General features: G+C 57.2%; 20 protein-coding genes. 9 read left to right on the forward strand and 11 right to left on the reverse strand.

Features of this window, described 5'->3' with window-relative positions; translation table 11 throughout:
* Positions 1–7 precede the first annotated feature (7 nt).
* Positions 8–553 carry a CIA30 family protein gene (locus tag ACTF5F_RS02635; RefSeq protein ID WP_438955333.1) on the forward strand — a complete coding sequence of 182 codons (546 nt, stop codon included), beginning with the start codon at positions 8–10 and terminating at the stop codon, positions 551–553.
* Between the two features lie 611 nt (positions 554–1,164).
* On the opposite strand, the gene ACTF5F_RS02640 is transcribed toward ACTF5F_RS02635, so the two are convergent.
* Complete coding sequence (locus ACTF5F_RS02640) at positions 1,165–1,929, reverse strand: NAD kinase (RefSeq protein WP_438955334.1); 765 nt, start codon at positions 1,927–1,929, stop codon at positions 1,165–1,167.
* Between the two features lie 176 nt (positions 1,930–2,105).
* Between ACTF5F_RS02640 and glyA the strand changes: the two genes are divergently transcribed.
* Positions 2,106–3,401, forward strand: coding sequence for a serine hydroxymethyltransferase (glyA, locus tag ACTF5F_RS02645; RefSeq protein WP_438955335.1), 1,296 nt, complete (start codon positions 2,106–2,108; stop codon positions 3,399–3,401).
* Between the two features lie 31 nt (positions 3,402–3,432).
* Here glyA and ACTF5F_RS02650 read toward each other — a convergent pair whose 3' ends face one another.
* Positions 3,433–3,804 (reverse strand): hypothetical protein, encoded by a 372-nt coding sequence (locus tag ACTF5F_RS02650; RefSeq protein ID WP_438955336.1) that lies wholly within the window; start codon positions 3,802–3,804, stop codon positions 3,433–3,435.
* Positions 3,805–3,871: 67 nt separating this feature from the next.
* Here ACTF5F_RS02650 and ACTF5F_RS02655 point away from each other — a divergent pair, with 67 nt between their 5' ends.
* The gene (locus ACTF5F_RS02655; RefSeq protein WP_438955337.1) at positions 3,872–4,624 is read left to right on the forward strand and encodes an alpha/beta fold hydrolase; all 753 of its coding nucleotides are present in this window, start codon (positions 3,872–3,874) and stop codon (positions 4,622–4,624) included.
* Positions 4,625–4,778: 154 nt separating this feature from the next.
* Here ACTF5F_RS02655 and ACTF5F_RS02660 read toward each other — a convergent pair whose 3' ends face one another.
* The 4 genes from ACTF5F_RS02660 to ACTF5F_RS02675 all read right to left on the reverse strand — a co-directional run bounded on the left by ACTF5F_RS02660 (position 4,779) and on the right by ACTF5F_RS02675 (position 6,992).
* On the reverse strand, positions 4,779–4,976 hold the full coding sequence (locus tag ACTF5F_RS02660) for a hypothetical protein (RefSeq protein WP_438955338.1): 198 nt from the start codon (positions 4,974–4,976) through the stop codon (positions 4,779–4,781).
* 77 nt (positions 4,977–5,053) lie between these two features.
* Entirely contained in the window at positions 5,054–5,248 is a 195-nt protein-coding gene (locus ACTF5F_RS02665) for a hypothetical protein (RefSeq protein WP_438955339.1), read from the reverse strand.
* 83 nt (positions 5,249–5,331) lie between these two features.
* Positions 5,332–5,520: a hypothetical protein gene (locus ACTF5F_RS02670; protein WP_438955340.1), complete on the reverse strand. Its 189-nt coding sequence runs from the start codon at positions 5,518–5,520 to the stop codon at positions 5,332–5,334.
* A 227-nt stretch (positions 5,521–5,747) separates the two neighbouring features.
* Positions 5,748–6,992: an NAD(P)/FAD-dependent oxidoreductase gene (locus ACTF5F_RS02675; RefSeq protein ID WP_438955341.1), complete on the reverse strand. Its 1,245-nt coding sequence runs from the start codon at positions 6,990–6,992 to the stop codon at positions 5,748–5,750.
* A 775-nt stretch (positions 6,993–7,767) separates the two neighbouring features.
* Here ACTF5F_RS02675 and ACTF5F_RS02680 point away from each other — a divergent pair.
* Positions 7,768–8,043 carry a DoxX family protein gene (locus tag ACTF5F_RS02680; protein ID WP_438955342.1) on the forward strand — a complete coding sequence of 92 codons (276 nt, stop codon included), beginning with the start codon at positions 7,768–7,770 and terminating at the stop codon, positions 8,041–8,043.
* Positions 8,044–9,496: 1,453 nt separating this feature from the next.
* Here ACTF5F_RS02680 and lepA read toward each other — a convergent pair.
* Both lepA and ACTF5F_RS02690 read right to left on the reverse strand, forming a co-directional pair.
* The gene (lepA, locus tag ACTF5F_RS02685) at positions 9,497–11,296 is read right to left on the reverse strand and encodes a translation elongation factor 4 (protein ID WP_438955343.1); all 1,800 of its coding nucleotides are present in this window, start codon (positions 11,294–11,296) and stop codon (positions 9,497–9,499) included.
* A gap of 56 nt (positions 11,297–11,352) precedes the next feature.
* Entirely contained in the window at positions 11,353–12,207 is an 855-nt protein-coding gene (locus ACTF5F_RS02690) for an MBL fold metallo-hydrolase (protein ID WP_438955344.1), read from the reverse strand.
* A gap of 156 nt (positions 12,208–12,363) precedes the next feature.
* Between ACTF5F_RS02690 and ACTF5F_RS02695 the strand changes: the two genes are divergently transcribed.
* Complete coding sequence (locus ACTF5F_RS02695) at positions 12,364–12,666, forward strand: arginine transporter (RefSeq protein WP_438955345.1); 303 nt, start codon at positions 12,364–12,366, stop codon at positions 12,664–12,666.
* Between the two features lie 58 nt (positions 12,667–12,724).
* On the opposite strand, the gene ACTF5F_RS02700 is transcribed toward ACTF5F_RS02695, so the two are convergent.
* Entirely contained in the window at positions 12,725–12,973 is a 249-nt protein-coding gene (locus tag ACTF5F_RS02700) for a hypothetical protein (RefSeq protein WP_438955454.1), read from the reverse strand.
* A gap of 50 nt (positions 12,974–13,023) precedes the next feature.
* Between ACTF5F_RS02700 and ACTF5F_RS02705 the strand changes: the two genes are divergently transcribed.
* The 4 genes from ACTF5F_RS02705 (at position 13,024) to hrpB (ending at position 17,258) form a co-directional block, all read left to right on the forward strand.
* Positions 13,024–13,179: a hypothetical protein gene (locus ACTF5F_RS02705; RefSeq protein ID WP_438955346.1), complete on the forward strand. Its 156-nt coding sequence runs from the start codon at positions 13,024–13,026 to the stop codon at positions 13,177–13,179.
* Between the two features lie 104 nt (positions 13,180–13,283).
* Positions 13,284–14,261: a methylmalonyl Co-A mutase-associated GTPase MeaB gene (gene meaB / locus ACTF5F_RS02710; RefSeq protein WP_438955455.1), complete on the forward strand. Its 978-nt coding sequence runs from the start codon at positions 13,284–13,286 to the stop codon at positions 14,259–14,261.
* 193 nt (positions 14,262–14,454) lie between these two features.
* Positions 14,455–14,739 (forward strand): 50S ribosomal protein L28, encoded by a 285-nt coding sequence (gene rpmB, locus ACTF5F_RS02715; protein WP_438955347.1) that lies wholly within the window; start codon positions 14,455–14,457, stop codon positions 14,737–14,739.
* A gap of 131 nt (positions 14,740–14,870) precedes the next feature.
* Positions 14,871–17,258 carry an ATP-dependent helicase HrpB gene (hrpB, locus tag ACTF5F_RS02720; protein ID WP_438955348.1) on the forward strand — a complete coding sequence of 796 codons (2,388 nt, stop codon included), beginning with the start codon at positions 14,871–14,873 and terminating at the stop codon, positions 17,256–17,258.
* Here the strand turns inward: hrpB and argF are convergent.
* Both argF and ACTF5F_RS02730 read right to left on the reverse strand, forming a co-directional pair.
* Positions 17,255–18,160 carry an ornithine carbamoyltransferase gene (gene argF / locus ACTF5F_RS02725; RefSeq protein WP_438955349.1) on the reverse strand — a complete coding sequence of 302 codons (906 nt, stop codon included), beginning with the start codon at positions 18,158–18,160 and terminating at the stop codon, positions 17,255–17,257. The genes hrpB and argF overlap by 4 nt on opposite strands.
* A 42-nt stretch (positions 18,161–18,202) precedes the next feature.
* Positions 18,203–19,297: aspartate aminotransferase family protein (locus ACTF5F_RS02730; protein ID WP_438955350.1), on the reverse strand; the 1,095-nt coding region annotated here is incomplete at its 5' end.

Here is a 19,297-nt window from a genome sequence, read left to right on the forward strand (position 1 = left end):
TTTCAGCATGAGATGGATTGCAGCGCTCTGGCTCACGGCCAGCACCACATGGGCTAACCCGATGATAATAGAGGATTTCACAGACGGCGAAGCGACCGGCTGGTCCTATGTCAGCGACCGTGTGATGGGCGGCGTGTCGAATGGGGGCGCGGCGTTCTTCAAAGAAGGGGACGAGACATTTGCCCGCCTATCGGGAGAGGTCAGCACCGCCAACAACGGAGGTTTCATCCAAATCCGACGCCAACTCTCGACCGCCCTTCCGGCCGCATCCACTGGCATCCGGCTCACCGCTCGCGGCAACAGCAAACGCTACTACATCCACCTCCGCCCCACGACCTCCCGCCGCCCGTGGCAGTACTACGCCGCCAGCTTTGAAAGCACAGCGGATTGGTCAGAGGTGACGCTGAACTGGTCAGACTTCAAACCCCAAGGCGGTTTACCGGACCGCTTTGATCATGCCCAGATCACTAGCGTAGGGATTGTTGCCTACGGCGCGGACTATGAAGCGGAATTGGACGTGAAGACGGTCGAGATCATCAGCCCGTCGTCCTGACAGAGGGCCAACACCTGCCCCGGGGGGTAGTTTTCTGACCTCATTTCGACAACACTTTATGGCCGCCAAACGCATTCCCCAGAATTTCTGAAATCAACAGAACCCAAAACACCAGCCCGCCGGGAGTTCGAGGTGTCTTGGAACCAATCCAGTGGATCGTTTCAGCCAAGAACGGGCGGAACCCAAGGTGTCGGCCCGGCGCCTTCGGGTTGTTCCGGGCCTTAGGCTTTCGATTTAGTCCTAAAAGTTGAGTTAAAGCCAACTCAAGAACGACTGCGAGCGTTTACTGTTTCAATTCGGTCGAGGCTATAGCTAGGAGTCTCCGCAGCGTCCTCGAAACCCTCCGAGCCCTAAGGTGTAGTCCCTGAAAAACTCAACTACGACTTGATCTTCGTCGCAAATGGTGACCTCGACAAACCCAACAACATCTCTCCCGTCAAAACTAATTCCGGCGGTACCACTGAAATTGCCGTTCCCGTTGTCATTAATTTCAATTTGGTTCAGCTTGGATGTCTCGTCAGAACACGCCAAAAGTGCTGAAATCAAAAATACAGATATTATCGTTCCGCTGATTTTTAGGCGCTCTCGAGAAGGTTTGTAGCGAGTAGCCCTCAAACAAACTGCTCTCTGATCAACCGCTCTTCCAGCCCATGACCCGGATCAAACAGGATCTTATGGGCCACATCGGGCTCTGATCTGATCTCCACGCTCGCGACATTTCTTACAGATTTCGCATCTGCATCGGACATAACGGGTCGTTTTTCGGGATTTCTGACATCAAATCGAACAACAGCGCGTTTTGGCAGCAGAGCCCCCCGCCAGCGGCGTGGGCGGAACGCAGACATCGCGGTCAGGGCCAAAACATCCGATCCAATCGGCAAGATCGGCCCGTGGGCGGAGTAGTTATAGGCTGTCGATCCCGCAGGTGTGGCCACCAACGCGCCATCGCAGACCAGCTCTTCCATCCGCAGCTTGCCGTCGACCGTGATCCGCAGCTTCGCCGCTTGTGGACCGGCCCGCAGCAAGCTCACCTCGTTGATTGCCAAGGCCTCATGCATCGACCCATCAACACAAAGCGCGGTCATCCGCAGCGGGTTGATGATCTCTTCCTCTGCTGCATCCAACCGCTCCAACAGGTCATCCTCTGAAAACTCATTGAGCATGAACCCCACCGTGCCGCGGTTCATCCCATAGACAGGCGCGGGATTGTGCTGCGTCGCGTGCAGGGTTTGCAGCATAAACCCATCGCCGCCCAAAGCGACAATCACATCCGCATCCTCGACAGAGCCCGAGCCATATCGCTTCTCAAGCGTCGATTTCGCTTTCAGCGCAATCGGCACTTCGCTGGCAAGGAACGCTATCTTTTGGCGCGGCATCGGAAAACCTTCGAATTGTTCAGACAGGTTGTCCAATGATCCAACCGGAAACGCAAGTCGCAGCTGCGAGCGGTAACATGTCGGACTCATGATGATGTTGGACGTTTTGTCACTTTTTCCTATCGGAAACTTCTTGTATCAGGCGCTCAAATTGCTTGCTTCCGGAGAGAATCCCCATGAATGCCACCGTCAAAGACTCCGGTTTCTTCACCGAAACCCTCGCCACCCGCGATCCTGAAATCTACGCCGCAACGCAGGCCGAACTAGGCCGCCAGCGCAAAGAGATAGAGCTGATCGCTTCCGAGAACATCGTCTCCGCCGCCGTGATGGAATCGCAAGGCGGCGTGATGACCAATAAATACGCCGAAGGCTACCCCGGTCGCCGCTATTACGGCGGCTGTCAGCACGTCGATGTGGCCGAAAACCTCGCCATCGACCGCGCAAAGCAGCTATTTGGATGTGAATTTGCCAACGTGCAGCCAAACTCCGGGTCCCAAGCGAACCAAGGCGTGTTTCAAGCGCTTCTTCAACCGGGTGATACGATCCTCGGCATGTCACTCGACGCAGGCGGCCACCTGACCCACGGCGCCAAGCCCAACCAATCGGGCAAATGGTTCAACGCCGTGCAATACGGCGTACGCAAGCAAGACAGCCTGCTTGATTATGATGAGGTGCAATCCCTCGCGACCGAGCATCAGCCAAAGATGATCATCGCCGGGGGCTCCGCTATCCCGCGCGTCATTCATTTCGCCCGTATGCGGGAGATTGCCGACAGTGTTGGTGCCTATCTCCTTGTAGATATGGCACATTTCGCGGGTCTTGTCGCCGCGGGCATCTACCCATCCCCCTTCCCACACGCCCACGCGGCAACGACGACAACGCATAAAACCTTGCGCGGTCCACGGGGCGGCATGATCCTTACCAACGATGAAACCATCGCCAAGAAGTGCAACTCCGCCATCTTCCCTGGCATCCAAGGTGGCCCGCTGATGCATGTCATCGCAGGCAAAGCCGTGGCCTTTGGGGAGGCGCTGCGCCCAGAGTTCAAAACTTACCAAGAGCAGGTTGTCAAAAACGCGCAAGCCTTGGCCGATCAGTTGATGAAAGGCGGGCTCGACATCGTCTCCGGCGGGACCGACACGCACCTGATGCTCGTTGATCTGCGTCCAAAGGGCGTCAAAGGCAACGCGACTGAGGTTGCCCTTGGACGCGCCCATATCACCTGTAACAAAAACGGCATTCCATTCGATCCAGAAAAGCCAATGGTCACATCCGGCATCCGCCTTGGCACACCAGCCGGCACCACACGCGGCTTTACCGAAGTAGAGTTCCGCCAAGTGGCTGACTGGATCGTCGAAGTGGTTGATGGGCTGGCCACCAATGGCGAAGACAGCAACGGCGAGGTCGAGGCCAAAGTCCGCGCCGAGGTTGAGGCACTTTGCGATAAATTCCCAATCTATCCAAATGCTTAAGTGATTCATAGGGTCCGCTGAAACGCGGGCCCTACACCAACCCGCGTGACCACAAATACCAAATGGTCAGCACAAAGCCCAAGATCAGAGCGGTTGAGATCTTGGCAAGAAACACCAAAATCCGGCCAATCCGCTCATCCCGCGCGTCCTTCTTTTGCAAATGCGCGATCACCAAGGCGGCATCCTTGCGCAGCGCCGCGTGATCAACCTGTTTCGACAGTTTCGGATGCTCCGACATCGCCTGCACCGCCGCGATATTTTTCGCCGCCCTCCGAACAGACTTCGGTAGCGTTCGCCCCGCTTTGTAGATCTGACGCTCCAACGTCGCACCTTTGATCCGCATCCGCTCTTCAAACAGCGTACAGATTGTTGTGACTTGCTCTGAAAGCGTCGTTTCTACCATTGCCCCGCTCCTAGCGGTAGCCAGACCAATTCTCAATGGCTATGACAGGACAAACGCGGGAAACCCTATGCTCAATTTCATCCGACACGGCACAGCCGCCGACCTGCCCCCCTTGCTGATTGCGCATGGGCTCTTCGGCTCGGCCCGCAATTGGGGCGTCATCGCCAAACGCCTATCCGCCCACCGCGAAGTCATCGCTGTCGACATGCGCAATCACGGGATGAGCCCGTGGTTCGACACCCATAGCTATGAGGATATGGCCTCTGATCTGGCCGAAATCGTCGATCAACCGATGCACGTCTTAGGGCATTCGATGGGCGGCAAGGCGTCGATGCTATTCACCACGCTCTACCCTGAAAAAGTGGTCAGCCTCATCGTGGCTGACATCGCACCCGTCACTTACACACACACCCAGATGGGTCCGATCAATGTGATGCGCGCTGTTGATTTGACGAAAGTGAACAGCAGGTCCGATGCAAAGGATCAATTGAGCGATGTAAGCCCAGAATTGGCTGATTTTCTGCTCCAAAGCCATGATCTCAAATCAAAAACTTGGCGCCTCAACCTCGATGTTCTAACGAAAGAAATGGATAAGATTGTAGGCTTCCCGGATAATGTCACCCCCACCAACGTCCCGACGCTCTTTTTGTCGGGGGCGGTCTCGGACTATGTCAAAACGGACCACCGCAACGTTATCCGGGAATTGTTTACCGCCGCCAAATTCGCGAGAATTCCCCAAGCAGGTCACTGGCTTCATGCGGAGAAGCCTCGCGAATTTGAGGCGGCGGTAGCTGCATTTCTGGCGTTTCATGACCCCTAAACTTCGAAAAGTTTGGCAAGCAGACCCTCCAATCCTTCCTGAGGCGGGAAAATTGGGTCGAGGGCCTGCTTACCAACTGGGGGGTACGTCTAGCGGCTGCATGGGCATGCGATCGTGTTCGCAATCGGCGGGGCCCAGCCTTGCCGCAACGCCCCTAAGCTGCGAGCGGCACCTCGTAAACCGGCGCTGAAAAAGTCCGACGGGTCCGGAACACTGTGTCCATGTGACGTTGAGTGACACCTGGCAGCGTGAGAATTTTGGTGACGGTGGCGTCGTTGGACTTACGTTCTGCGACAGCAGAGATTGCGACAAGACGGCGTGAGCGAGCGAGTTCTGTGTATGATGTAGTCATGTTGTTCTCCGTTGATTTAGTAGCCCCCAAGGGACGGGTAACGAACAAATAATTACAACGTGTACTGAGTGTTCTGATTAAGCTGCGAGTGACAGTTGAGTGAATGACAGCGCGGAGCGACGCGCATCATTGGCGACCTGCGCCAAACGTGTTTTCCGGCTTGGGAAAGCAATAACGTCAGCTGACTTTTGTACGTGCTTGGCGCGTTTAGCGAGCGCTGCAACAGCAACAAGGCGACGGTTTTGAGCGATTTTTGCGTATTTGATGATCATATTGTTCTCCGTATAATTGGTCACCACCCGGAACGGATAACGATCAGAATAGTTACGTAGGTACAGGTGTAGATTTGAGCGACTTAAGCTGCGAGTGCGACAGCTGACTGAACAGTGCGGCAAGAGCGGAATGTTGCGTCGATGTGGCGCGTGGTCAGTGTTGGCAATGTTTGGATTTTTGAAATCGTAGCGCCGTTGCGCTTCCGATTTTCAATTTCGCTCAGTGCAATCATACGACGAGTGCGGGCGATGGCGATGTAGTTCTTTGTCATGTCTTGTTCTCCGTTTTACATGGCCCCCACCAGTTTTGAGGATAACAGATCAACTCTTACCTCACTTGTTTCTAGCGATTAGGCCGCTAAAAACCTTGTATTCTTTTCTGTTGTTTAGCGGTTAGACGCGAAGAGATCGTCAATTTGGCTTTGAGCGCCTGTGAGACGGTCAAAGGCATCGGCCGCGACATCAAGCGGCGGCAGAAACGATCGACCGCTTCTAACTCTTATCCCAGAAATCTCATGGGGTCGTAAGCGCCGAGCGGCGCATTCGGGGTCTGCGCACTCAACATTTGTGCCAAAATGCGCCCCGTCTTGGGTCCAGCAGTCAAACCGATGTGCTGATGCCCAAACCCAGTATAGATGCCCGTCGCTCCAATCTGCCCAATCATGGGAAGGCTATCAGGCGTGGACGGGCGGAACCCCATCCAATCTTTCGTGCCGGAATACCGCAAGGTCGGAAACGCCTCCGCCGCACTCTTCTTTATGAAGTCTGTCGGAGCTTGGCGTGGGCCAGTCTTATGACTGCCCAATTCAACCGTACCTGCGCAGCGCAATCCCAGCGCCATCGGGTTCACGGCGAACTTGCCCCTCGTCATCATCATCGGGTTACGGGGCAGGATGGAGGGGTCTTCGAATAGAACGTGATAGCCCCGCTCCGCCTCGAGCTGCACCTTCAGCCCCAGCTTGGCCATCAGGTCTTTCGACCAAATCCCCGCAGTGAGCACCACCTCCGCACAGTCGAACCGCCCCTGATCGGTCGCAACATGGCAGACTCTACCGTCCTCTTTCCCGATATCCTGCACCGTTGCCTGAACAAACCGCCCGCCCTCTTCTTCGAAAAGCTGCGCAAGCGCTTTGACGTAACCGCCAGGGTCCGTGCTGTGCCCCTGCCCTTCCAGCACGGCCAGACATTGGACATGTGAACCAAGGATCGGCTCTTCCTCCTGAACCGCCCCACCGGTGATCAGCGTCGGCTCGAACCCGCAACGCGCCTTGAGGGCCCAGCTATAAGCATCCTGACGGAACGCTGCCTCATCCTTGTAGACGTAGCTCAGCTTGCTATCGCGCACCCAACGGTCCAGCGACGTACCCTGCGCCAGCGCTTTGTGCTGATCCACCGCGTCGTGCAGCAATGGGTGAAGGTCATCAACGATCTGCAATGTTTTGCGGTCCGTGGCGTGGGACAGATAGCGCATCAGCCACGGCAACATACGCGGCAGGTAGCCCCACTCAACAAACAGCGGGCTGGAGGGTTTACTGAGAAACTTCGGAATGTCCTTCCAAAGCCCTGGAGTCGTCACGGGGGTCACAGCCCACCGTGCGATCAAGCCGGCATTGCCAAACGACGCCCCCTCCCCCGGCGCGGCGCGGTCCATAAGCAGCACCGCTTTGCCAAACCGCCGCAACCAAATCGCGGTGCTGACCCCGACTATTCCGGCTCCGACAACGATGATGGGTGGGTTCGACATGGCAGTACTAGAGGCAACAGCCCGCCCGCACGCAACCGCGAAAACGACCCGTCACAGCGCCCACGACACAAAAAACCTGACGACTTATCCACAATATCCTGTTGATAAGTGATTCGCTCTCCGCTAGGTGAGAAATACTGGTGCATTATAGACGCGGTAATTGCATTCCTGACGGCGGGGCTTGGAACATGGATCCAAGCCCCGTTCCAGCTTCAAATATCTAAAAATATAAAAAGGTGTCAGGTGCATAGACGCGGTCTGTGCTTGGCCGAAGCCCCCTGACACCTTCTCTGAAAACCGCATCCGAAGATGCCGCCTTCAAATGCTCAGGTCCCCGAAGGTCCCCTCGCTGCTGCTTTGTCTCTTTCGATCCTCCACAACGATCATCGCGGTTGCCCTTGATGACCCGCATAGTCCCTACTGATACCGCCCTGATCCTCCGGCTTCAAAGAAACCCTAGTCTCTAGCTTCTATCCCTGTGGTCTCTGATCCTCGATCCAGTTGCCTGTCTCGTCTCTCATCCTCCGCAGTGGGTCTTCTGCGTCCCGCTTGGTTGCCGAAGCTCCTTGGCGATGACTTGAGGCTGGGGCAAGTGACGTGAGTCGAGCAAGGGGGGTGCAAACATTTCTTGTGGGGGAAAAATGGGAGAGGTCGGTGGATAAGCTGTGGAAGACGCGGATTCCGCCTGAAAAATCAGCACACTGCATTTTTTTGCGATTTTCGAAATTTCTGGTGCTGACTGGGGTCAGCTAGAAGCAATGGGAAGGGGACACCCATGAAATACGTCAACTACATCGCCATGAGTATTGTGAACCTCGTTATGTTGATGGCGACTGCGCTGAAATTGTCCGGCAATGAGGTGGCGCTGCAAAGCTTTGTCGACCTCGGCCTGGCAAGCTGGTTCGGGACGTTCATCGGGGTGTGCGAGCTTTTAGGCGCGATCTACTACCACGTCATGTTCCCCCCGATTGAGGCCGGCATCCCCGCCGCCGCCGTCCTGCTCTGCTGCGTTTATATTATCAGGCGCAAAAGGACAGGAGTGCTACCTTAACGTCCGTGGAGAAAGTTACGCGAAACGATTTCGCAGCAAAACTTCATTACTGACTGATTAAGGACGGTTAGTTAGGGTTGCAGTAACCTACGGAAGCGCGTGGACCTCGGGGGGTGCGCGCGGCGTATCGGAAATGGTCTGGGAAACCTTTTCAACCACGAATGGGCGGAGCCCCGGCCCCGGCGATGCCCGGTATTGGATAGCAATAATCCCTCAGTGTTGCTGTCCAATTGACAGAACATTATCAAATGGTAGGAAATCCCCGGATATAGCAAAAAGATTTGACCAAGTTGATTGGTTGTCTCTTCTTTTCGCGACCAAAATACCAACACTAGTCACAGCTACGATTGGAGAATGCCGTGCTCCTCCCGCGACACCAATGCTGACTTTAGTGTCGAGACAGCTTTGGAGATTTGCCAGTCCAGGCAGAAACACGCAGACCCTAACATACATTGCAAGAAACAAAGAAAATGCCTTAGCAACCCGATGTTTTGAGAATTGTTTGGTATTTTCTGGAGTGGCAAACGGCCGCCGCAGCTCAACAAGGCTAGTCAATGTCCACAGCAAAGGGAAAATCACGATGCCAGCCGGCACATACCGAAGATTATGTATTCCGAGAAAGAGCCACGAAAATACTATCAGTCCGATGAGGGTCGAGACTAGGATTTTTTTGTCTAATCCAACGAGCGATCAGCTTCACCCGAACTTGGATTTCCCGATCAATTGGCCGTGCCCCGTTTTTCCGGAAAATCACTCCAAGATTCCTGAAAACGGGTCACCTACAAGTTCAGTAAAATTTCGCAGAAATCGAGAAAGAAACAAACTAAAACACAACGCGAAAATATCACTGCCACTGCTACGCTACTAAAGAATTGAAATGATAGTGTTGCAAAGAAGTTGCCGACCCAAAATGGCCACAGCGCCTCTGGAAGGCCTAAGGAAAAGCCATAATAGAAAATGCTAGAACATCCAAACAAACCAATTAGCGCTTAGGAAACCAACACGATTGGACGGCTGACAAACCAACCGGCTGGCGCCTTATTTAAGCTATTCAAGATTCAACCTTTCAAAGCAGCTAGAATAAATCTGACGTTTTTTCGGTCTTGGGCCTAGCGAATAATTCGTATTTAAGTGAGACTGTATTGCGTTACACACGCAAGCGCTTCCCACTCGTAAATCACAAATCTCTTCGGAAGTTGGATTTGAATGCTTCGGCACCTAAACTTCCAAGGCGTGCAACCAAATTCGGCTGCACCAAACGTTTCGCAATTCAATAGCCACAGGGTGCCGCTCTCGGCACATTTACTGCACAAAAATGCCTGCGGCGCACTGGCCTCAATAAGCGTCGTAAATAGTCAGCTTTAGCTGTACTAGCACCCAGTTTTTCGAGGGTGTGCAGCTGCATTTGGCTTTGCCAAACGTTTTCCCGCACTCGCTCAAAAATGGTCAGCTTTCAGCTGTCCATTTTTAGAGCGGAAATAAAAGCTTCCTGTGGTATGTCCACTTTCCCGAACTGGCGCATTTTCTTCTTACCCGCCTTTTGCTTGTCCAACAGCTTGCGTTTCCGCGTCGCATCGCCGCCATAGCACTTCGCGGTCACGTCTTTGCGGAGCGCTGACAACGTCTCCCGCGCGATCACTTTGCCGCCAATCGCCGCTTGGATCGGGATTTTGAACATGTGGCGGGGGATGAGTTCTTTGAGCTTTTCGCACATCGCGCGGCCGCGCATCTCTGCCCGGTCGCGGTGGACCATCATGGAGAGCGCATCCACCGGCTCTTCATTCACCAGAACGCTCATCTTGACGAGGTTGTCGGCCTGATAGCCGGTGAGTTGATAGTCGAATGATGCGTAGCCCTTCGTCACTGATTTCAGGCGGTCGTAGAAGTCAAAGACCACCTCATTGAGCGGCAGGTCATAGACCGTCATCGCGCGGCTGCCCGCATAGGTTAGATCCACCTGCACGCCGCGTCGCTCTTGGCAGAGTTTCAGCACGTCGCCCAAGTATTCATCCGGCACAAGGATCGTCGCTTTGATGCGCGGCTCCTCAATATGATCGACGTGGGTGAGGTCGGGCATATCGGCGGGGTTGTGCAGCTCAATCATCGTGCCGTCGCGCATGTAGACGTTGTAGATCACGCTGGGCGCGGTGGTGATGAGTTCGATGTCATATTCCCGCTCAATACGGTCGCGGATGACTTCGAGGTGTAGAAGGCCAAGGAACCCGCAGCGGAAGCCAAAGCCGAGGGCTGCAGAGGTTTCCATCTCATAAGAAAAGCTCGCGTCGTTGAGCGCCAGTTTATCGATGGCGTCGCGCAGATCTTCGAACTGGGCGGAGTCCACGGGGAAGAGACCGCAGAAGACCACAGGCTGGGACGGTTTGAAGCCCGGCAACGGGGTTTCGGTGCCTTTCTTTTCTGATGTGATGGTGTCACCCACGCGGGTGTCGCGCACCTGTTTGATGGAGGCGGTGATAAAGCCAATCTCCCCCGGGCCGAGCACGTCGATGTTGGCCATCTGAGGGCGGAAGACGCCCAATCGGTCGATTTGGTGGATCGTGCCGTTGGACATGAATTTCACACGGTCTTTGACGCGCATTTCCCCGTCGATCACGCGGACAAGGACGACAACGCCCAGATACGGGTCATACCAGCTGTCGACCAGCATGGCTTTCAGCGGGTCATCGCGGTTGCCTTCAGGCGCGGGCAGTTTCTGCACGATTGCTTCAAGCGTTTCCTTGATGCCGACTCCGGTCTTGGCGGAGACTTGGATCGCGTCGGTGGCGTCGATGCCAATGACATCCTCAATCTGTTCGGCCACGCGGTCACACTCGGATGCTGGCAGGTCGATCTTGTTGAGGACGGGGACGATTTCGTGATCCGCGTCGATGGCTTGGTAGACGTTGGCGAGCGTCTGCGCCTCCACCCCTTGGGTACTGTCGACGACCAGAAGCGAGCCTTCGACCGCGCGCATCGAGCGGGAGACTTCGTAGGCGAAATCCACGTGGCCCGGCGTGTCGATGAGGTTGAGGATATACGTCTCCCCATCCTCGGCGGTGTATTCAAGCCGCACGGTGTTGGCTTTGATCGTGATGCCGCGTTCGCGTTCGATGTCCATCGAATCCAGCAGCTGCGCCTTCATATCCCTATCCGCGACGGTATTGGTGTCTTGGATCAGGCGGTCGGCGAGCGTGGATTTCCCGTGGTCGATGTGCGCCACGATGGAGAAGTTACGGATACGCGAAAGGTCAGTCATAGCTGGGATATGTAAGGGTTTTGGCGGTCCGTCAATGGGGCGTTGTGTCAGGGGCGTCAGAATTCGATTTTGAGCCCGTCAATGCCGATGTCGAGCGGGCCATCCCACGTCTGTCGCGTGGCTTCGATCCAGTCGGCGTGGGTGAACTCTGGCAGGTCGTCGGGGACGAGATGGGTGAGCGCGAGGCGTTTGACGCCCGCCTCCGTCGCGATGCGTCCGGCGTCTTGCGCGGTGGTGTGGCTACGCAGGATGTGCTGGCGCAGGCGGTCATCGCCATTGGGGTTGCGTTTGACGATGGCTTCGACGCCTTCGGTGAGCATGGCTTCATGGACGAAGACGTCCGCGTTTTGGGCGAAAGGGATCATTTCGGGGATAAAAGTTGTATCGCCAGAGACGACGAGCCGCTTGTCGGCAGTCTCGAAGCGGAAGGCATAGCTGTGGTCGATCGGCGGGTGATGGTTGCGGAGCGCCGTGACGGTGATGCCCTTTTGGGTGAACACGTCGCCCTCCTCAATCTCGACAATAGTGATGAGCGTTGCTAGATCGACGCGGCCTTCATTCTCCACGCGCAGCGCATTGTCGGCCATCATCGCTTGCTGAAAGTGGTGCCAATAGTCGGCAAGGCCTTTGGGGCCATAGACGGTGAGCGGTCGGGTGAGGCCTGTTGTCCAAGCGGTGTGGATCAGTGGGCCAAGTTCGGCATAGTGGTCCGAATGCAGGTGAGAGATCAGGATCACGTCAATATCAATGAGACGCACGCCCTGATCACAAATGCCACGGATCACCCCAATGCCAGCATCCAGCACGATGGTAAGATCATTCATCACCACGAGATTTGAGGTCGGCATATGAGAACCAGGCCGGACCGCTGGCCCGCCGCGCACGCCCAAAAGTGCCACAAAATCGCTCATCGTCCCCTCTCCCACCGGTCACGTGACCGTCACCAGAAAGCGGTGCGAAATCAAGACCCCGCGAGCAATCGCGTATCCCACGGTTTCGTTCATTGCTGAGAGAGGGAATCGCCATATAGTTCTAAGCAGGCAGGCAAGAACACATTGGGACACGTCATGCGCAGCATCTTTTTCGGATTATCGTTCTTGGCTGTGGCCTCTTGCGGGCCGCGCGTGACGGGGGAAGTGGGCCGCGCTTGCATAGAGGCGGATCGGAGTGCGGCAACACGCATGCTCTGCGCCTGCGTCCAGCAAGCGGCCAACGCAACTTTGAATGGATCAGACCAGATCCGCGCGGCAGAGTTTTTTACCAATCCAGAACTAGCCCAGCAAACGCGGCAATCAGATCGACACAGCGATGAACGGTTCTGGGACCGCTACAAAGTCTTCACCCAGCGCTCAGAACAACTTTGCGGCTGATAAGGTCGTCCGTTGCCGCTTCGATCATGGCCCAAGCACCGTCGAAATCCCGCGTGTATCAGGGATCAGGGACAGGACCATCTGCAAAAAGCTGAACGGGTGTGGCGTTTCCAGCGGGTCTGAGCCGTTTGATGTCGGCGCGGTTGTCCGCGTCCATCGCGAGGATCAGATCGAAGTCATAGAAATCCGCGACTGTGAACTGCCGTGCGCGCAGGTCTGACATATCGCGCACCAGCTCGCGGCCTTCGTTTTGTATGGGCGTGTAAGGCGGTTTGCCGATGTGCCACCCGCCTGCCCCCGATGCGATGCGGCCACGACGCGGCCCGACATCGTCTGGTTCGGTGAAATTCCTATCACATGAAGGTGATTGAGCAGCATCTGATCAGTTGCGACCTCTTCGTTGCAATCGGCACCAGCATCGCAGTTTATCCGGCGGCCGGTTTCATGCAACTGGCTGATGCGTCTGGCGCAGACACATTGGAGCTAAATTTGGCGCCCTCTGACGTGCAATAGTCTTTCACGCAGCACCGCTATGGCCCCACCATAGAGGTTGTGCCTGCATTGGTGGCAGAGATCATGGGCTAGACTTGGCCCGCGGGACTGGGCAGAACGGCACCATGACAGACGCAAAGATCCTGAAGCTTGCAGAAAGCATTCGCGCCGGAGAGCGGCGCGCCCTCGCCCGTGCGATCACTTTGGTCGAAAGTGGGCGTGCGGATCATCGCACGGCGGCGACAGCGTTGTTGTCAGCTGTGGGTTCAGAGCGGCAGGCGATCCGCATTGGTTTGTCAGGTACGCCCGGTGTTGGAAAATCGACGTTTATCGAAAGTTTCGGTCTGATGCTGACCGATCAGGGGCTAAAAGTCGCTGTTTTGGCGGTCGATCCCTCCTCCGCCCGCTCTGGCGGGTCGATTTTGGGCGATAAGACGCGGATGGATCGGCTGTCGCGCGATCCCAATGCCTTCATCCGCCCCTCCCCCAGCCAATCACAATTGGGGGGCGTGGCAAGACGTACGCGGGAGGCCATCGCGCTCTGCGAGGCCGCCGGATACGATATTGTGTTGGTGGAGACCGTGGGCGTTGGCCAGTCCGAGACGGTTGTGGCCCAGATTTCAGACCTTTTCCTGTTGCTTTTGGCACCTGCGGGTGGGGATGAGCTTCAAGGCGTCAAACGCGGCATCATGGAGATGGCGGACATTATTTTGGTCAACAAGGCCGATGGCGATTTGAAAGCGCAAGCGATCCGGACCTGCGCGGATTACGCAGGCGCGCTGCGGCTGTTGCGCAAACGCGCGCAAGATCCAGATGGCTACCCAAAGGCGCTGACGGTATCGGCGCTTGAGGCGGATGGCTTAGACGCTGGTTGGGCGGCGATGCAAGAGTTGGCAGAGTGGCGCAAAACCTCCGGCATCTGGGACCGAACCCGCGCCGATCAAGCGCGCTATTGGTTTGGGGAAGAAGTGCATTTGCAGCTTTTGGAGCGGCTTTACCGCGATCCGGCAATCCGTGCGGAAATTGCGAAAGTCGAGGATGCGGTGAGCCGTGGCGAGATAACAGCGACGGCAGCGGCTGCAAAAGTGACGGCGAAAATCTAACGTGCCGTTTCCAAAAGGTATGGAACTGACGTTCCATACGCCATTTTTGGAGAATGCCACTTGACCGGTCGGAGGAATCCTCTTATCCCGCGCGGATTGAATTAATGGCCCTGCGATGCGAGGTCGCCCACCTGTTGACCAGCGTCCCGCCAATCGGGCCTGTGGACGCCGACAAAGACGAAGGAAGATGCTCATGTCACGCCGTTGCGAGCTTACTGGAAAAGGGCCGATGTCTGGCAACAACGTCAGCCATGCCAACAATAAGACCAAGCGTCGCTTCCTGCCAAACCTGCAGGACGTAACGCTTCAGTCTGACGCGCTGGGTCGCGCTTTCAAATTCCGCATCTCCAATGCGGCGCTGCGCTCTGTCGATCACCGTGGTGGACTTGATGCGTTTCTTGCAAAAGCAAAGGACGCGGAGCTTTCTGCCAACGCGTTGAAGGTGAAGAAAGAGATTTCAAAGGCGTCTGCGGCGTAAGCCCACCCGCGATTTGAGATAGAGGGCCCGGTTGCTACTGCAACCGGGCTTTTTTCATACCTCCGGCCGAGGTATTTGACGCGAAAGAAGATCGGCTTGCCTGCAGAGGGATATGCGGGCGATATGAGGCCATGAGCGATTTACCCATTGAAGAGGTGCTGCCGGAGGTTTTGGCAGCTTTGGCCCAAGCGGGCCGCGTGGTTTTGCAGGCGCCACCGGGCGCGGGCAAAACAAGCCGCGTGCCATTGGCGATGCTGTCTGAGGTTGACGGCAAGATCATCATGCTGGAGCCGCGCCGCTTGGCCGCGCGGACGGCGGCGGAGCGATTGGCGGAGCAGCTGGAGGAGAAACCTGGAGACACCGTTGGCTACCGGATGCGCGGTGCATCGGTTGCAGGCCGTCGGATCGAGGTCGTCACTGAGGGGATTTTGACCCGCATGGTGCAAGCCGATCCAGAGCTCACTGGCATCGGGGCCGTGATCTTTGACGAATTTCATGAGCGCTCGCTCAATGCTGATCTGGGGCTCGCGCTGGTGTGGGAAGTTCGGCAGGCGATGCGGCCTGATTTGCAGCTGGTTGTGATGTCGGCGACCATAGAGGCCGCGCCTGTCGCAGCGCTTTTGGACGAAGCGCCCGTGGTGACATCGGAGGGGCGTGCCTTTCCGGTGGATGTGAGGTGGTTGGAGAGGCCCTTAAGCAAACCGCTCACCTGGTGGGGGTTTGTGGGCGCCGCGACTGAACTGGTGGCGCAAGCGGTGGTGGAGACGAAGGGTGGTGTCCTCGTGTTTTTGCCTGGTGCGGGGGAAATTCGGGAGGTGCAGGCCAGGCTTACCTCCAAGCTGCGGGACTGTCAGGTATTGCCACTTTATGGGGCCATGCCTTTTGCCCAGCAGCAGGAAGCGATCTGGCCCGGTACGGGGCCGAAACGGAAGGTGGTGTTGGCCACATCTATTGCGGAAACATCGCTAACCATCGAAGACATCCGCGTTGTGGTGGATGCCGGTCGCGCGCGGCGGGCGCGGTTTGACCCACGCTCCGGCATGTCACGGCTGGTGACGGAGCCTGTGAGCCGTGCGGAGGCAACACAGCGGACGGGGCGCGCGGGCCGTGTGGCTGAAGGGATTTGCTACCGATTGTGGGCCAAGGCAGAGGAAGGGGCGCTGCCCGCCTTTCCACCGGCAGAGATCGAGACGGCGGATTTGGCGGGGCTCGCGCTGGAACTGGCGCAATGGGGCAGGGCTGTAGAGGATATGGCGCTGTTGACCCCGCCGCCCGCGCAAGGATTGGTAGAAGCGCGCGCGCTGCTGGGGGATTTGGGGTGTTTAGCGAATGGCGCGTTGACCCCACATGGGGCGGACGTGGTGCGGATGCCACTGCACCCGCGTTTGGCACACATGCTGCGGCGGGCGGGGCCATCTTCCGCGCCATTGGCGGCGCTTCTGAGCCACCGCGATCCGATGCAGGGGGTGGGCGTTGATCTTGAGACGCGGTTGAGAGCGATGGCCTTTGGCGACGCGCGGTTTAAGGAGATCGGGCCGGATGCGAAGCGCTTTGCCAAGTTGGGGGGGCCGGAGGCGGGGTTGTCCGTGGGGCAGCAATTGGCGCTCGCCTTCCCTGACAGGGTCGGGCTGCGGCGCAAGGGCGATGACCCGCGTTATGTCCTGTCGGGCGGCAAAGGCGCGGTGATGGACGCGGGGGAGGTGCTGGCAGGGCAGCGGTTGATCGTGGCGTGTGACCTCGATGGCGATGCGCGGGAGGCCAAGATCAGGCTCGGCGCGCCTGTCACAGAAGCAGAGTTGCGGGAGATTTACGGCGCTCAGATCGGCTGGGTTGGCATATGCGAGTGGTCGCGGCGTGAGGGGCGTGTTTTGGCCCGACAGCAGGAGCGGTTCGGCCAGATCACGCTACAAGACCGGATTTGGAAGGACGTGCCTGCGGGCGATATTGCCCAAGCAATGCTGCTGGGGGTGCGGCAGCTTGGATTGCGTCTGACGCCAACGGCCGAACGGTTTCGGGCGCGCGTTGCGCTGCTGGACGGATTGCCCGCGATGGATGATGAGAGCCTGTTGGCAGGGCTTGAGGGCTGGCTCTTGCCCTATCTCGACAGGGTGAAAACGGCAGAAGACTGGAAAGCGTTCGATCCCCTGCCCGCGTTGCGCGCGATGCTTGACTGGCCGCAAATTCAGCGGCTGGATACGGAGGTGCCCGCGCATTTCACGACACCTCTCGGACGGGAGATCCCCATTGATTACAGCGGTCCCGCGCCGGAGATTGCGCTGAGATTGCAAGAGATGTTCGGCCAAACGACACATCCGATGGTGGGGTCGAAGCCACTACGAATTACGCTCTTGTCGCCTGCGCAAAGGCCGGTGCAAACGACGCAAGACATCCCGGGGTTTTGGGCGACATCCTATGCAGATGTGCGGCGCGATATGCGGGGACGGTACCCAAAGCACCCGTGGCCAGAAGACCCAACCGTAGCTGACCCGACGCTGCGGGCCAAGCCACACAAGCGTTAAACGCCAAGGCAGTGTCGCATGATCGCCTTTTGGGCGTGTAGACGGTTTTCCGCCTCATCAAAGATCACCGAATGCGAGCCATCCATGACAGACGACGTCGCCTCATCATCGCGGTGCGCGGGTAAGCAGTGCATGAAGAGAGCATCAGAGTTAGCATGAGACATCAAATCATCGTTCACCTGATAGCCGCGCAGCTGGTTGTGACGCCGTTCCCGCGCCGATTGGGGATCGTGCATGCTGACCCAAGTATCGGTGACAACGAGGTCGGCGCAAGCGACAGCCTCTTGCGGGTTGCGGATGATCTCATAGAGCCCGTCAAGGGAGCGGTCGGGGTCGAGCGGTTCTGGCCCTGTGAAGACAAGATCGAATTCGAATTGCTTGGCCGCATGGGCGAAGCTGGCAAAGACGTTGTTGCCGTCGCCGGACCAAACGACCTTTTTGCCTTTGATCGGGCCGCGATGTTCCTCAAACGTCATAACGTCGGCCATGATCTGGCAAGGATGCGTGCGGTTGGTGAGGCCGTTGATCACAGGGATCGTGGCGTATTCCGCCATTTCGAGGAGTGTATCCTCCTCAAACGTCCGCATCATGATCATGTCGACATAGCGGCTAAGCACGCGGGCGGTGTCAGCGATGGTTTCACCGTGGCCCAGCTGCATGTCCGCGCCAGAAAGGACCATGGTTTCGCCGCCCAACTGACGGACGCCAACGTCGAAGGAAATGCGGGTGCGGGTGGAGGGCTTTTCAAAGATGAGCGCGATCATATGGCCCGCGAGCGGCTGATCGTCGTCAGGCGCGCCCTTGGGACGCCCAGCGCGGGCAGATTTCATGGTTTGCGCGGTGTCGATGATGGCCCGCAGCTCTGCGGGGGAAGTTTTGTGTATGTCGAGAAAATCGGTCATGGGTGATCCTTGAGAGGATGGAAACTTTTTTTGGTGAATGGGTTACGCGATGGATGCCGCCGCTTTGCGGAGCCGCTCAACCGCCTCTGCGATGTCGTCATCGGTAAGGTTCAGCGCAGGCAAAAGCCGCACGGTATTCTCCGCCCCCGGAACGGTCAGGAGGCCGGCGGCGTAGGCGGCATTCACCACATCCATATTTGTGGCCTTGCAGACGAGGCCAAGCATCAGGCCAGAACCGCGGACATGGTCGAACACCTCCGGCACTTCGGCAACCAGCCCCTCGAGCTTTTGGTGCAAGAGCCCCGCTTTGCGGTTCACCTCATCCAGAAACTCCGGCGCGGCGACGATGTCGATGACGACATTGCCGACGGCACATCCCAGCGGGTTGCCGCCATAGGTGGAGCCATGCGTTCCTGCAGTCATTCCGCTTGCAGCGTCCTCAGCGGCCAACACTGCGCCTAGGGGGAAGCCCCCGCCAATGCCTTTGGCGACCATCATGATGTCGGGCGCGATGCCGGACCATTCATGGGCAAAAAGCTTGCCGGTTCTGGCAACACCACATTGCACTTCGTCAAGGATCAGCAGGACACCGTGTTTGTCGCACAGATCGCGCAAACCTTTGAGACAAGCATCAGGAAGCGGGCGAATGCCACCCTCCCCAAGCACCGGTTCAACAATGACAGCGGCGGTCTTGTTGGTGATCGCCTTAGCCAGCGCATCATGATCGCCAAACGGCAAATGCGTGAAGCCGGGGAGCAACGGGCCGAAGCCTTTGGTCATCTTTTCGGACCCAGCTGCCGCGATCCCGGCGGAAGACCTACCGTGGAAAGCGCCGTCAAAGGCCAGGATCTCACTCCGATCCTCGCCTTTCTCAAACCAATACTTGCGGGCCATCTTCACGGCCAGTTCGCAGCATTCGGTGCCGGAATTGGTGAAAAACACCGTGTCCGCAAAGGTCAGATCAACCAATTTGTCCGCCAGCGCCTGCTGCGCGGGGATATGGTAGAGGTTTGAGACATGCCAAAGTTGAGACGCCTGATCGGTCAGTGCCTTGGTCAAAATCGGGTTGGCGTGACCCAGAACATTCACGGCGATCCCTGCGCCAAAGTCCAAGAAACGTCGGCCGTCAGCCTCAAC

The organism is Cognatiyoonia sp. (genome assembly GCF_965661665.1).
GTDB lineage: Bacteria > Pseudomonadota > Alphaproteobacteria > Rhodobacterales > Rhodobacteraceae > Cognatiyoonia.

Coding starts and splice junctions, on each gene's coding strand:
- ACTF5F_RS02635 (WP_438955333.1), top strand. CDS start 8: ATGAGATGGATTGCAGCGCTCTGGCTCACGGCCAGCACCACATGGGCT.
- ACTF5F_RS02640 (WP_438955334.1), bottom strand. CDS start 1,929: ATGCCGCGCCAAAAGATAGCGTTCCTTGCCAGCGAAGTGCCGATTGCG.
- glyA (WP_438955335.1), top strand. CDS start 2,106: ATGAATGCCACCGTCAAAGACTCCGGTTTCTTCACCGAAACCCTCGCC.
- ACTF5F_RS02650 (WP_438955336.1), bottom strand. CDS start 3,804: ATGGTAGAAACGACGCTTTCAGAGCAAGTCACAACAATCTGTACGCTG.
- ACTF5F_RS02655 (WP_438955337.1), top strand. CDS start 3,872: ATGCTCAATTTCATCCGACACGGCACAGCCGCCGACCTGCCCCCCTTG.
- ACTF5F_RS02660 (WP_438955338.1), bottom strand. CDS start 4,976: ATGACTACATCATACACAGAACTCGCTCGCTCACGCCGTCTTGTCGCA.
- ACTF5F_RS02665 (WP_438955339.1), bottom strand. CDS start 5,248: ATGATCATCAAATACGCAAAAATCGCTCAAAACCGTCGCCTTGTTGCT.
- ACTF5F_RS02670 (WP_438955340.1), bottom strand. CDS start 5,520: ATGACAAAGAACTACATCGCCATCGCCCGCACTCGTCGTATGATTGCA.
- ACTF5F_RS02675 (WP_438955341.1), bottom strand. CDS start 6,992: ATGTCGAACCCACCCATCATCGTTGTCGGAGCCGGAATAGTCGGGGTC.
- ACTF5F_RS02680 (WP_438955342.1), top strand. CDS start 7,768: ATGAAATACGTCAACTACATCGCCATGAGTATTGTGAACCTCGTTATG.
- lepA (WP_438955343.1), bottom strand. CDS start 11,296: ATGACTGACCTTTCGCGTATCCGTAACTTCTCCATCGTGGCGCACATC.
- ACTF5F_RS02690 (WP_438955344.1), bottom strand. CDS start 12,207: ATGAGCGATTTTGTGGCACTTTTGGGCGTGCGCGGCGGGCCAGCGGTC.
- ACTF5F_RS02695 (WP_438955345.1), top strand. CDS start 12,364: ATGCGCAGCATCTTTTTCGGATTATCGTTCTTGGCTGTGGCCTCTTGC.
- ACTF5F_RS02705 (WP_438955346.1), top strand. CDS start 13,024: ATGAAGGTGATTGAGCAGCATCTGATCAGTTGCGACCTCTTCGTTGCA.
- meaB (WP_438955455.1), top strand. CDS start 13,284: ATGACAGACGCAAAGATCCTGAAGCTTGCAGAAAGCATTCGCGCCGGA.
- rpmB (WP_438955347.1), top strand. CDS start 14,455: ATGTCACGCCGTTGCGAGCTTACTGGAAAAGGGCCGATGTCTGGCAAC.
- hrpB (WP_438955348.1), top strand. CDS start 14,871: ATGAGCGATTTACCCATTGAAGAGGTGCTGCCGGAGGTTTTGGCAGCT.
- argF (WP_438955349.1), bottom strand. CDS start 18,160: ATGACCGATTTTCTCGACATACACAAAACTTCCCCCGCAGAGCTGCGG.